This is a genomic window from Lawsonibacter celer (genome assembly GCF_014281125.1).
GTDB lineage: Bacteria > Bacillota > Clostridia > Oscillospirales > Oscillospiraceae > Lawsonibacter_B > Lawsonibacter_B celer.
In genome coordinates, this window is the sequence record NZ_JACOEA010000005.1 from 107,829 (window position 1) to 120,642 (window position 12,814).

Sequence of the window (12,814 nt, forward strand, 5' to 3'; positions counted from 1 at the left end):
CGCATTGCGCCGCTCCGCCTTCTCTTATTCGGGGAGAAGAAGTTTGTACGCTCCGAACTGGATATGATCGATCTGGTCCAGAGGAATGGGGGCGTCAAAGGCATGCACACCATAGAAGTAGTCTCTGCCGCCCTGCCCGTCTGGGCCAAAGTCGCTGAACCCGTTGCCGCCGTCTACCACGATGGAGGAGCCGTCCCGGCAGACCAGTTCGATCTCAAACTGTGTGAACGGCCAGGAGCCCTCCGCGGGATAGGAGAGCGTAAAGGACGCGGACAGGGGGGAGAGCTTCAGCTCCTCCAGGGTTACCATCCGCTCCCTCTCCGGGTCCCACCGCTCCGCTCCGCCGGCGTCCACCTCGATCTCGCGGCTCTGGTAGAAATGGGACACCTCAAAGCTCCAGTCCCCTTCCAGCAGGACATATTCCCCGGATTGCCGCGTCACGTCGGGGTAGAGGAGCAGGTCGCTCAGATACAACGTCTTGGGCACCCCGTCGTTCCAGTTGGCGCTGTCCGGGTTGCCGTAGAGCATGAACACCAGCTCCACCACATTGTCCCCCAGGCTGTTGTCAGGCAGGAAGCGGGCCTTCTGCATGCCCCAGTTCAGCAGCTCGCCAGTCTGCGTGTCCCGGAGGGAGACGTTCAGGAACACATGGTCCTCCTGTTCCCTCATATCCGGCAGGACCGTCCCTGCCGGCGCCTCTACCCGCAGGCGGAGGTAGAGATTGTGCTCATCGCTGATGGCCGCCAGAGGCGTGAGCGTGGTGCCGCCGCTGACCGCGGGCGGCAGGTCGGTGGTGCCGATCTCGTCCAGCAGCTCCTTCTGCCCTTGGTTCAGCGGGGCGGATTCCAGAGCAAAGAAGCCGTCAAACAGGTCTCCCGGTCCCCAGATCTGGTAGGCGGCGATGGCGGATACCGACAGGACCGCCGCCAGGGCGGCGCACAGCAGCAGGCGGGGCAGGAGCCTGGGCTTCTTTCTTCCTGTTTCCGAGCATTTCAGCATGGTTCGTTCCCTTATCCTTTCCGGGGATACCTCCGGAGAAAGCGGGAGAGAGCGCGGGAGAGAGAGCGAGTCGTCCTCATAGACATCCATCAGGTCAGAGATCCGCAGCTTCACAGGAATACCCCCTTTCCAAAAGCAATTCCTTCAGTTTCTTCCGGCCCCGGTGCAGCCGGGTTTTGATTGTGGCGGGATTGCGCCCCATGGCCGCGCCGATCTCGGAGACGCTCTGGCCGTAATAGTAATGGCGCAGAAACATCTCCCGGTCCTCCGGGGACAGAGCGTCCAGGGTGTCCCGCACCAGGCGCGCCTGCTCCAGCGCCTCCAGGCGGACCGCGGGAGAATCTCCCGCCGGCAGGATCTCCAGCACGTCCTCCTCCAGCGGGAGCTCCCGACCCAGCTGCCGCAGGCGGTTTTTGGCCCGGTTGCGGACAATGGTCCCCAGGTAGGCCTTTACCTTGCCGGGGCGCAGCTTGTGGGCGTTGTCCCACAGGGCGAGAAAGGCGTCGGACACCACCTCTTCCGTATCCTGGGGGCAGCCCCGCAGAATGTGGGCGGCCACGGCGGCGGCGAAGGGGGAATATTGGATCAGCAGCGTCTCCAGGGCCGCCGGGTCACCCCGGCGCAGGGCACGGATCAGGGCTGCCTCCTCCATGTCTGCCGCCTCCTTTCGCTGGAATGAAATGCATTTCACCTATCATAACACATAAATTGCCTCTGCGGTTTCACGGAAAAGGGAATCCGACCTACGGCTTCCGACCAAAAATTTCCAATTACTGGATTATACTGTCTCTGATACCCGCCGGGCGGACAAGCCCGGGGCACAAAGGAGACGTGGAACATGGCGAGCAAGGAAACGCTGAAAATGAGAGCGGCACGGGCCGGGGAGGAGCTGAGACAGACAGGGCGGCTGGTGGTGCGGGCTCCCCTTTTGGTACGGTTTGCCGAGTGCCTGATCAGGCTGTTGCTGGGGGCGCTGTTGGCGGGGGCGGAACTGTTTGGGGGATACGCGCCCTTTGCCCTCTCCCTGACGGCGGCCTCGGGCTCCGGGCTGGGCGGCTTTTGCGCCCTGTTGGGGGCGTGCTTCGGCTACCTGTCCTTCCAGGGCCTGGTCCAAGGGCTGCGGTATGTGGCGGCGGCTATCCTGATCTACGCGGTGTCCTTTGCCTTTTTTGACATCCGGGCCTATCGCCGGACCTGGTTTATGCCCTTAGCCGCCGCCGCGATGGACGCGGTGACCGGGTTTATCTACCTGTCCGACCGGGGCTGGACCCCTGCCAACCTGATCTTTTTCGGGACAGAGGTGCTTTTGTGCGGCGCCTGCGCCTATTTCTACCGGATTGCCTTCACCTCCTGGCAGCAGCAGCGGGAGGATGAGGAGCTCACCCGCCGGCAGAGCATCAGCCTGCTGATTCTGGCGGGCACTCTGCTCGTCACCCTCTCCCAGATCACGATTTTCGGGGATTTGTCCCTGGGGCGCATGGCTGCGGCGCTGGCAGTGATGGCCGCGGCGTTTAAGGGCGGGCTGGGCACGGCCGCCACCGTCGGGGTGGCCTGCGGCGTGGGTATGGACCTGGCGGCGGGCGGACTGCCCTTTTATTCCATGGCCTATGCCCTAGCTGGGGTGCTGGCGGGGGCCTTCCGCCGGCAGGGCCGTCTGGTGTGCGCGGTGGTCTACGTGCTCTCCAGCGCCCTGGCGGTGCTGTGGACCTGGGAGAGCGGCCTGCGGGTCTCCCTGCTTTACGAGGTATTCATTGCCTCCGTGGTGTTCCTGCTGCTGCCCCAGAAGCTGCTGCGGCAGGTGGAGTCCCTGCTCTCCGGACAGCGGGGGACGGCCACGCGGGAGAAGGCCAGGGCCTATGTCCAGGCTCGCATGGAGGCCACGGCCGGAGCCTTTCAGGGCGTGTATGAGAGCCTGCGCACCGCCTTCAGCAGGGGCGGGCCCAATGACGGGGACGCGGCCATCGTCTTTGACCGGGCGGCCGACCGGGTATGCCGGCGCTGTCCGCTCCAGACCGCCTGCTGGCAGCGGGACTATGTCTCCACCTTCAACGCCCTCAACGACGCCCTGCCCGCCATGCTGGAGCGGGGCCGGGGGGAGGGCGGCGACTTCCCGGCCTACTTCTCCAACCGGTGCATGAAATTTTCAGAATTTCTCTCCGCCGCAAACGAAGAGGTGGCGGCCCTGCTCTGCCGGCGGCAGTATGGGGCGCGCCTGCGGGAAAACCGCGCGGCGGTGTGTCGGCAGTACGGCGTACTGGCCGACGTGCTGACCCAGGCGGCCGCCGAGCTAAGCTGCGAACTCACCCCGGACCCGATGCGGGAGCGCCGGCTTCGGCAGTACCTCACTGCCCAGGGGCTGGAGCCGGCCGTGGCGGCCTATTACGACGAGAACGGCCGCCTGCGCATTGAACTGGAGGGGGCGGGCCTGGCCGGGCTGCGGAAGGAGGAGGCGGTGGAGAAGCTCTCCGCCGCGGCGGGGGTCCCCCTGCGGGCCGCGGAGGAGGAGCGGAGGGACAAGCTGGTGCTGGTCCAGGCGGAGCCCCTGAAGGCGGTGGCCGGAGTGGCGGCCCGGAAGAAGGATGGACAGACGGTCTCCGGGGATACCGGGGCGTGGTTCAAGCACGACGACGGCAGCCTCTACGTGCTTTTGTGCGACGGCATGGGGTCCGGGCCGGAGGCTGGGAAGGAGAGCAGCCTGGCGGTCCGTCTGCTGGAGCAGTTTCTGCGCTCCGGCGTGCGGCCCGAGGCGGCCCTGCGCACCCTGAATTCCGCTCTGGCCCTCCGGGGAGAGGAAACCGGAGGTTTTACCACCATCGACCTGCTGCGCCTGGACCTCTTCACCGGGGAGGCGGAGGTCTACAAATACGGCGCTGCACCTACCTATGTCAAAAAGGGAACCAGCGTCAGCCGGGTGACCGGCTCCGCCCTCCCCGCCGGACTGACCGATGGGGACACGGTGGCGCCCGACGTGACCCGTTTGAAGCTGGAGGCGGGGGACTGCGTGCTGCTGGTCACCGACGGGGTGGCTGGAACCGAGAGCGACGTGTGGGTGCGGGAGCGTCTGGCCGCGTTCAACGGGGTCAGCCCGCGGGAGCTGGCACAGGCCCTCATTGCCGAGAGCGAGGAGCACGGCGGAGCTACAGATGACCGGACAGCTCTGGTGCTGCGTCTGGCGGAGCGGTAGGGGCCTGTCCGGGCGGGAAGTGTAAAAGTCCCCGCGGATTGCAATTCGGCAATCCGCGGGGACTTTTTCAGTGCTCGGGGAGAAAATCGCGGGGGTCTACCGGGGAGCCGTCCTGAGTCATCTCGAAGTGGAGATGGTCGGGCAGGCTGCTCTCCGCAATGGCGGTGTCACCTACACTGCCCAAGACGGTGCCGGTGGAAACGGTGTCTCCGATCTCCACGGAGGGGACCGAAGCCAGATTGGAATAGACGCTGGTCACACCGGTGCCGTGGTCCAGATAGACGGTGGTGCCCATCAGGTCGTCCTGCACCACGTCGATAACGGTGCCTCCGGCGGCCGCCATCACCTGGGTGCCCGGGGCGGCGGCGATGTCCAGCCCGCTGTGGGTGCGCCAGTCTCCCATGGTGGGGTCATAGGCCAGGGTCTCCACGCTGAATTCCGTGAGAATCTCACCCTTAAGCGGCCAGGTAAACACCGAAGAGGTGACCACCGGCGTGGGGCTGGGGGAGGATTCCGGCGCGGGCGAGGGGGCGGCTGTGGGGACCGGGGTGGCCTGAGGCGTGGGGAGAACGGCGGGCGCGGCGCTCACCTCCGGCGGTGCCGGAGTGATCCGGGGCGTGGGGGTGACGGTCACCTGGGCGGTTCCGGCCACCGGCTCGTCGGGACCGGTCAGGGACCCCATAGCGGAAAAGAGATAATAGCCCGAAATTCCAATTGCGGCGACGCAGAGGAACAGGACTATGTAGAAGCCCTTTCCATCCATAAAGTCGCCGAAGCGTTCACGTAGCGGTTTTTTCATTTCGTTTCAGCACCTCCGAGCCTATTTTTGACAAGGGTGGGCGCAGCTATACATAAAATGAAGAAATTTTCCGCGCCAGAGATTTTAATAGAATCTTTAGGAAAACTTTAAGGAGGTTTCTCCCCAAATGCGGTATGATCGTACTTGACCTTTCATTGGATGGAAGGTGTAATCTGTAAATATTCTCTGAACTGTGCGGGGGAGGGATTGACACATGACAACTTGTCATATAAGATTAAGGCTGTCGCGGGCAGATCAAAGAGAATGGAGTGGGGCAGATGCCGAGCAGCACTTTTTTTCGCCTCCCGGCGGCAAAGCGGGAACGGCTGCTGGAGGCGGCCCGGGCCGAGTTCAGCCGGACGGCCTATGGCGAGACCTCAATCAACCGCATTATCCGACAGGCCGGTATCCCCCGGGGCAGCTTTTACATGTATTTCCACGGGAAGGACGACCTGTTTCTCTATATGATGCGCGCCTATGGCGAGCGGCTGGAGCAGCGGATGGGCGAACTGCTGGAACAGAGCGGCGGAGATCTGTTTGCCGCCTTCCTGGCTCTCTTTGAGCATGTGCAGGCCCACTGGCAGCAGGAGCAGTATCAGGACCTGGCCCGGATGCTGCGCCTGAACGGGAACCTCAAGCCGGATATTTTCCTGTGCAGCACAGGGGAGGCAATTGCCGCCCGGCTGCGGGACAAGATCGACCTGTCTGCCCTGAATCTGAGGGAGGAGGGCGATCTGGCCGGCATCCTGGGTCTGCTGGTGATGGTAACCGGCGAGGCGATCATGAGCGCCGCCTCAGGCGGCGGACCAGCCGTACGGGCACGGCTGGTCCATTCCTTTGAAATTCTGAAGCGGGGCATGGCCAAAGCCGCGCCCCTGGAGAAAGCCTAGAAAAGGAGATACTGTCTATGGAAAACACGGAAATCAAACAGGAGATTGCGGCGGCGCCGGAGCACGCCGCGCCCCCCAAGTTCAAAGCGCCCAAGAAAAAACGTAAGTGGGTCAAGCGGCTGATTATCCTGGCCGTCATCGCGGCCCTGATTGTGTTCCTTCTCTCCCGCTGCATGAGCGCGGGCACACAGATTGTGGCAGGGACGTACTTAACGAATGTGGCCGAGGTGCGGGACATGACGGTATCCGTCTCCGGCACAGGCCCCATTGAGCCGCTGCACACCTATAAGGCCACCACCCTGGTCAGCGGCGAAGTGCTGGAGGCGCCTTTTGAGGAGGGGCAGGTAGTGAATAAGGGGGACCTGCTCTTCCGCATTGACGCCAAGGACGCGGAGAACAGCATCCAGCAGCTGGAGCTCACCCTGCGCTCCGCCCAGCTGACCCTCAACGACCTGCTGAAGACGCAGAGCGACAATCAGAAGGACCGGAACATTAAATCCGGCGCCGATGGGGTCATTACCAAGCTCTATGTGGAGCAGGGGGACATGGTGACGGTGGGCACTCTGGTGGCGGACGTGCTGGACCGGGACCGCATGAAGCTCACCGTACCTTTCCATGCGGCGGACGCGGCGGCTTTCTATGTGGGGCAGACCGCCTCCGTGGCGGTGGACGGCACGGCCGAAACGATGAGCGGGACTGTGGATTCCATTGCGGCCACCGACGAGGTGGGGCCCGGCGGAACTCTGGTGCGCCAGGTGACTATTCTGGTCAGCAATCCCGGCGCGCTGTCTGAGACCAGCCGGGGCACTGCGTCCATCGGGAACAGCGCCTGCGCCTCGGGCTCGGCCTTCACCTATGCCGCCTCCAAGCAGATTACGGCCAAGGCGTCCGGCGAGCTGGGCACACTCAGCGTGAAGGAGGGCGACCGGGTTTCGGACGGCCAGGTGATCGGCGTTATCGACGAGACCGATATGGCCACGCAGATTGAAAACGCCCGCATCCAGGTGGAAAACGCCCAGCTCTCCCTGAAAAACGCCCAGGACAGGCTGGAGGACTACTCCATCACCTCCACCATCACCGGCACGGTGATTGAAAAGAATGTGGATGTGGGCGACAATGTGGGCGGCAGTAGTGCGTCCGGCACCAGTGCCTCCTATATGGCGGTCATCTACGATATGTCCGCGCTCACCTTTGACATCAACGTCAGCGACCTGGACATCAATAAGATCCAGGTGGGACAGAAGGTGGAGATCACCGCCGACGCCCTGGACGGGGAGAGCTTCACCGGCGTGGTGGATAAAGTGAATATCAACGGCGCCACTCAGGGCGGCTTTACCAATTATCCGGTCACCGTCCTGGTGGACGGCACGCCGGAGGCCCTCAAGCCCGGCATGAATATCTCCGCCAAGATCATCGTGGAGCATGTGGGCAATGTGCTCACTATTCCGGTGGATGCGGTTACCCGCGGCAACGAGGTGCTGGTGGCCGGCCCCGGCTGCCTGGATGAAAACGGAGCCGTGGTGAATCCGTCGGCCATTGAGACCCGGCAGATTACCCTGGGCCGCAACGATGAGACCTATATTGAGGTCCTGGACGGTCTGGAGGAGGGTGATGTGGTGCTCACGCAGAACCAGGCCTCCAGCTTCTTTGGAATGATGGGGTAAGGGCATGGAACACCTCATTGAATTAAGAGATATCTACAAGATTTATCAGATGGGAGACACGGCGGTCCACGCACTGGACGGCGTGAGCCTCACCGTGGATGAGGGGGAGTTTGTGGCCATTGTGGGCCAGTCGGGCTCCGGAAAGTCCACGGCCATGAACATCATCGGCTGCCTGGACGTGCCCACCAGCGGCACCTACCACCTGGGGGGCGTGGACGTATCCACCATGGATGACGACCAACAGGCGGAAATCCGCAACAAAATGCTGGGGTTTATCTTCCAGCAGTATAATCTGATTCCCAAGCTCAATGTGCTGGAGAATGTGGAGCTGCCTCTGCTCTATGCGGGCCTGTCCGCGTCCGAGCGGCGGGAGCGGGCCATGGCGTCACTGCAGCGGGTGGGTCTGGCGGACAAGTGCAAAAATCTGCCCAGCCAGCTCTCCGGTGGGCAGCAGCAGCGGGTGTCCATCGCCCGGGCCCTGGCCGGCAACCCGTCGGTGATCCTGGCCGACGAGCCCACCGGTGCGCTGGATTCCCGGACCGGGCGCGAGGTGCTCTCGTTCCTCCAGAAGCTCAACGCGGAAGGGGACACGGTGGTGCTGATCACCCATGACAATTCCATCGCGGTGAAGGCCAAGCGAATTGTCCGCCTCCAGGACGGCAGAGTCATCTATGACGGCGACGCCCGGGATCCTCAGGCAGTGGTGCAGCCCGAGGAGGACGTCGGCGCGGAGCTGGACGGGGAGGTGCTGGACGCGTGAATTTCGGTCAATCCTTCCGTCTGGCCCTCAAGAGCCTGATGACCAGCAAGATGCGGGCCATCCTCACCATGCTGGGCATCATCATCGGTGTGGCCGCGGTCATTGTGATTACCAGTCTGGGCAACGGCATGCAGCAGATGATGAACGACCAGTTCGACCAGCTGGGCGCCAACCTGATTCAGGTGCAGGTATACGGCATGGGCGGCGGCTCCCGCAGCATTGACCCGGACGATATGTATGAGCTGGCGGACAAATATCCCCAGTACATTGCCAGCGTCAGCCCCTACGTGAATTTTTATCAGACCCCCGTGATCCGCCACGGCACCGATGAATTCAAGCATACCAGCGTCTACGGGGTGAGCGAGGCCTTTTATGACTATGAGCGCAACCAGGCCATTACCGGCGAATCCCTGGCCCAGGGCCGTTTTTTGAGCTATATTGATGTGGAGCGCTACCAGAACGTGTGCGTCATCGGAGATTACCTCAACCAGGAGATGTTTCGGGGCAGCGGACTGGGACAGACCCTGACCATTGCCGGGACGCCCTATAAGGTCATCGGCGTGCTGGCCAAGAAGGCGGACAATACCGAGGGCAGCGGGGACGATGTGCTCTACCTGTCCTACAACAACGCATCCCGCATGAATGCCAGCGCCGAGGTCAACCTCTACTTGTTCACAAGTACGAATAAAGACGCGTCCGCCGCAGCCAAAGGGGTCATTGAAAACCGGCTGTACAAGACCTTTCAATCCTCAGACTACTACATGGTGATGTCCTCGGCGGAGATGATGGACGCAATGAACACCATGATGAACACCATGATGGTCGTGCTGGTGGCCATCGCCGCAATCTCCCTGCTGGTGGGCGGCATCGGGATCATGAATATTATGCTGGTCTCGGTGACCGAGCGCACCCGGGAGATCGGCATCCGCAAGTCCCTGGGCGGAAAGCAGCGGGACATCCGCAGCCAGTTTATTATCGAGGCGGGCACCACGTCGGCCATCGGCGGCATCATCGGCATTGTGGTGGGCATCCTTCTGGCCCAGGCGGCGGGCGCGCTGATCGGCAGCCTGATGTCCTCCAGCATGGGGGGAGCCAGCTTCTCCGCTATCCCCACGGTGGGGTCCATCGGGATTGCCTTCGGCGTCTCCGTGGCCATCGGAATTGCCTTCGGCTATCTGCCTGCAAACAAGGCGGCAAAGCTCAACCCCATCGACGCGCTGCGGTACGACTGATTTTGGAGAACTCCCCCTTGCCCGCCGGAGGCGGGCGGTATATACTGTATGTATCCGGTGTCTCAAGACAAAAGGAGAAAACGATATGAAAAAGCGACTGTTATCCGGTCTGCTGGCGGTGGTCCTGGTTCTGGGCCTCCTGCCGGCAGCGTTCGCCGCGGCCCCCGCTCAGGAGGAGGCCGCTCAAGTGCTCGCCGCCCTGGACATCATGGTGGGGGATGAGAATGGGAACCTGAACCTGGACCGGGCCGTCACCCGGGCGGAATTCACCAAGATGGCGGTGGCCGCCTCCACCAGCAGGGACAGCGTGGGGGACACCGTCTCCGTCAAGCCCTATCCGGACGTGCCCAGCACCCACTGGGCCGCGCCCTATGTGAAGGCGGCGGTGGACCTGAACCTGGTGCAGGGCGATCTGAGGGGATACTTTAACCCGAACCGCACCATCACTCTGGCGGAAGGGGTCACCATTGTGCTGCGCCTGCTGGGGTATTCAGACGGCGATTTTACCGGCGTATGGCCTTCCGGCCAGATGGCCCAATACCGGGCGCTCAAGCTCAACGAGGGCATCACCATTGGGCAGAACACCAACATGACCCGCCGGGACGCTATGTACCTGTTCTACAATCTGATGATTACCCGGAATACCTCCGGTACGTACCATCTCAATGTGCTGGAGCCAGCCCTCAACCTGGTCAGCCAGAGCGGTGAGATCGACCGGGTGGCCCTGATTAACTCCGCCATGGAGGGGCCCGTGGTGGCCTCCGCCGGATGGCAGTCCGCCGTGCCCTTTGATGTGAGCGGCGCCACGGTCTACCGCTCCGGCAAGCTATCCACGTTCTCCGCCATCCAGAACCAGGACGTGGTGTATTACTCTAAATCCATGCGCACGGTCTGGGCCTACACCAACAAGGTGACCGGCGCCATCAACGCCCTCTCGCCCTCTGCGTCCGCCCCCACATCGGTCACCGTGGCGGGCAAGACCTATGCCATTGCCACGCCGGATGCGGCCTATGACCTGTCCGATCTGGGCACCTATCAGGTGGGGGACAGCGTGACCCTCCTGCTGGGCCGGAACGACGGCGTGGCCGCAGTAGTGAAGCGCGCGGAGAGCGCCGGCGTGCTCTACGGCATTGTACTGAGCATCTCCTCCGCCTCTTACAGCGACGGCAAGGGAGGCACGTATACCGCGCGCACGGCCACCGTCTGCGCCACCGACGGAAGCCAGTACAGCTATCAGGTGGAGGACAAGACGCTGGACGCGGGCGATCTCGTCCGGGTGGTGAATGAAAACGGCGGCGTACAGGTCAAACGCCTGTCCGGCGCCAGCCTCACCGGCAAGGTCAGCTCCGACGGCGCCAAGCTGGGCAGCTATGTGCTGGCCGACGATGTGGAAATCCTGGACACCTATAAAGAGGGCACCCCGGTGCGGGTGTACCCCTCCCGGCTGTCCGGTGTGAGTATGAGCGGCGATATGGTGCGCTATTACGCGCTCAACACCAAGGGGGAGATCAGCCACCTGATCCTGAACGACGTCACCGGAGATATGCACCAGTACGGCGTCATCACCGACGTGACGGAGGTAAACGCCTCCCTGCCCACGGGCGGCTTCCTGATCAGCTCCCAGTACGAGTTTGATGTGGGCGGCCAGAGCATGATGTTCGGCTCCGAGAGCGCCGTCTACAACCTCAAGGAGGGCCCCTGCCAGGTCAAGATGGATACCGCCTCCTCCATTGACCGGCTCTACAATCTCACTGAGGTGAAGCTGGAGAGCGTGACCGGCTCCGTGGCCCTGGGCAAGGACAACCGCAGCTATACCCTGTCCGACGCGGTGGCGGTCTACGAGCTGGTGAACGGGGAATACCAATACTCCAGCCTGGCCCGCGTCAACGACGGGACGCATACCCTGACCGGCTGGTATGACAAGGCGGAGTCCGCGGGCGGCCGCATCCGCGTGATTGTGGCCAAGTAAAAAGGAGAAAGCGCTGGAACCCGAACCGGGTTCCAGCGCTTTTTGCCTCGGGGGTACAGGGAAGGGTTGGGCTTAATCAGAGGTGCGTTCACACTCCACCCAACGAACCGGCCGAAGAGGCCGGTAGGGGAGATTGGGATAGCGCTCCCGGTCGGGATAGCCCACCATCAGGGAGCAGGCGGGCGTCCAGCCCTCTTCGACCCCCACCAGGGCGCGCAGGTCGGGGCTGTCCGCGCAGGCGCGGTTGAAGTACCCGGCCCAGCAGGTAGCCAGCCCCTGGTCAACCAGCAGCAGCTCCGTGGTAGTCATCACCGCCGCGGCGTCCACCGGTGCACGGAAATCATCCTTGGGAATGAGCAGCACCAGCAGGCAGGCCGCGCCGCAGGTCACCAGATCCATTCCCTTGGCGGCCAGAATGGGCAGCTCCGGGGACTCCCCGGAGATCTCGGACCAGGCCACGGTCAGATCCCGGGCCCGGACGGTCTGCTCCCGGCCGTAGAGCACCGCCCAGCGGTAGGGGCGGCGATTTTTGGCGCTGGGGGCGTATTCCGCCCCCTCCAGAGCGGACAGGAGCTGCCCCTTCTCAGGGAGCTTGTCCGTAAAATGCCGGATGGCGCGGCGTTTGGAGCGCACCAGCTCCTGTACCGGGGCCTGGGGCTTGGGGGGGTAGAAGGCCTCGTGGGAGATCCCCTCCAGCTCGATGGCCTGCCGGGGGCAGGCCGCGGAGCAGTGGTAGCACAGGATGCAGTGTCTTTGGGTCCCCACCCGCACCGCACCCTTGCGCAGCTGAAAAATTCCCATGGGGCAGGCGCGCACACAGGCGCCGCAGTTGACGCAGCGGCTTTCGTTGATAGACAGCATGTCGGTCCCTCGCTTTTTCGGTTTCTTGCCGTCTATTTTATCATAAGCATGGGCTGCATTACAAGAGCAGGGCGACGCTCCAGGCGATGGTGGCCAGCAGCGCGCCCGCGGCGGCGTAGGCCGGCGCGGGGATGCGGGCAAGCAGACGGCGGTGTCGGGCGTTGCGGCGCACATAGCCGTCCGCTACCCGGCGGGCCTCCTGAAGAACCGCCTCTGCGGAGACGCCGCGTAGCAGCGCGTCTTCCTTTACAATAAAAATGGCCTGCTCAAACAGGCGGGGATCGGGAGAGCGGACCACAATTACCTGACGTGCAATACCCTTGACCAAGACTGTCACCATCCAATCCGTTTTCTTCCAGTATGGCCGTTTTTTTGCCCGCCTATGCGGCGTGGGACTGCCCAATTTTTCCGCGCATATCCCGCCGCACTTTCCCGTAGACTAAGGCCAGCCACAGA

General features: G+C 63.1%; 11 protein-coding genes. 6 read left to right on the top strand and 5 right to left on the bottom strand.

The features are described from left to right. Positions 1–24 precede the first annotated feature (24 nt). Positions 25–1,113 carry a DUF4179 domain-containing protein gene (locus tag H9Q75_RS09640; RefSeq protein WP_186566517.1) on the bottom strand — a complete coding sequence of 363 codons (1,089 nt, stop codon included), beginning with the start codon at positions 1,111–1,113 and terminating at the stop codon, positions 25–27. After that, positions 1,094–1,651 (bottom strand): RNA polymerase sigma factor, encoded by a 558-nt coding sequence (locus H9Q75_RS09645; RefSeq protein WP_186566519.1) that lies wholly within the window; start codon positions 1,649–1,651, stop codon positions 1,094–1,096. Before H9Q75_RS09645 ends, H9Q75_RS09640 begins: the two co-directional genes overlap by 20 nt. Before the next feature lie 186 nt (positions 1,652–1,837). On the opposite strand from H9Q75_RS09645, the gene H9Q75_RS09650 reads away from it, so the two are divergent. Beyond that, entirely contained in the window at positions 1,838–4,183 is a 2,346-nt protein-coding gene (locus H9Q75_RS09650) for a SpoIIE family protein phosphatase (protein ID WP_186566521.1), read from the top strand. A 67-nt stretch (positions 4,184–4,250) separates the two neighbouring features. Here the strand turns inward: H9Q75_RS09650 and H9Q75_RS09655 are convergent, their stop codons facing one another. After that, the gene (locus H9Q75_RS09655) at positions 4,251–4,982 is read right to left on the bottom strand and encodes a M23 family metallopeptidase (RefSeq protein WP_186566523.1); all 732 of its coding nucleotides are present in this window, start codon (positions 4,980–4,982) and stop codon (positions 4,251–4,253) included. A 278-nt stretch (positions 4,983–5,260) separates the two neighbouring features. On the opposite strand from H9Q75_RS09655, the gene H9Q75_RS09660 reads away from it, so the two are divergent. From H9Q75_RS09660 to H9Q75_RS09680, 5 genes are all read left to right on the top strand, one after another. Then, the gene (locus H9Q75_RS09660) at positions 5,261–5,872 is read left to right on the top strand and encodes a TetR/AcrR family transcriptional regulator (RefSeq protein ID WP_186566525.1); all 612 of its coding nucleotides are present in this window, start codon (positions 5,261–5,263) and stop codon (positions 5,870–5,872) included. A 17-nt stretch (positions 5,873–5,889) separates the two neighbouring features. After that, on the top strand, positions 5,890–7,536 hold the full coding sequence (locus H9Q75_RS09665; RefSeq protein WP_186566527.1) for an RND family efflux transporter: 1,647 nt from the start codon (positions 5,890–5,892) through the stop codon (positions 7,534–7,536). Between the two features lie 4 nt (positions 7,537–7,540). Continuing rightward, complete coding sequence (locus H9Q75_RS09670) at positions 7,541–8,296, top strand: ABC transporter ATP-binding protein (RefSeq protein ID WP_186566529.1); 756 nt, start codon at positions 7,541–7,543, stop codon at positions 8,294–8,296. Beyond that, positions 8,293–9,528, top strand: coding sequence for an ABC transporter permease (locus H9Q75_RS09675; protein WP_186566531.1), 1,236 nt, complete (start codon positions 8,293–8,295; stop codon positions 9,526–9,528). The genes H9Q75_RS09670 and H9Q75_RS09675 overlap by 4 nt, the downstream gene beginning before the upstream one ends. A gap of 85 nt (positions 9,529–9,613) precedes the next feature. After that, complete coding sequence (locus H9Q75_RS09680) at positions 9,614–11,497, top strand: S-layer homology domain-containing protein (RefSeq protein ID WP_186566533.1); 1,884 nt, start codon at positions 9,614–9,616, stop codon at positions 11,495–11,497. A 72-nt stretch (positions 11,498–11,569) separates the two neighbouring features. Here the strand turns inward: H9Q75_RS09680 and H9Q75_RS09685 are convergent, their stop codons facing one another. Both H9Q75_RS09685 and H9Q75_RS09690 read right to left on the bottom strand, forming a co-directional pair. Continuing rightward, entirely contained in the window at positions 11,570–12,532 is a 963-nt protein-coding gene (locus H9Q75_RS09685; protein WP_423788647.1) for a nitroreductase family protein, read from the bottom strand. Continuing rightward, on the bottom strand, positions 12,417–12,698 hold the full coding sequence (locus tag H9Q75_RS09690) for a translation initiation factor 2 (protein ID WP_207720817.1): 282 nt from the start codon (positions 12,696–12,698) through the stop codon (positions 12,417–12,419). The genes H9Q75_RS09685 and H9Q75_RS09690 overlap by 116 nt, the downstream gene beginning before the upstream one ends. Between the last annotated feature and the right edge of the window lie 116 nt (positions 12,699–12,814).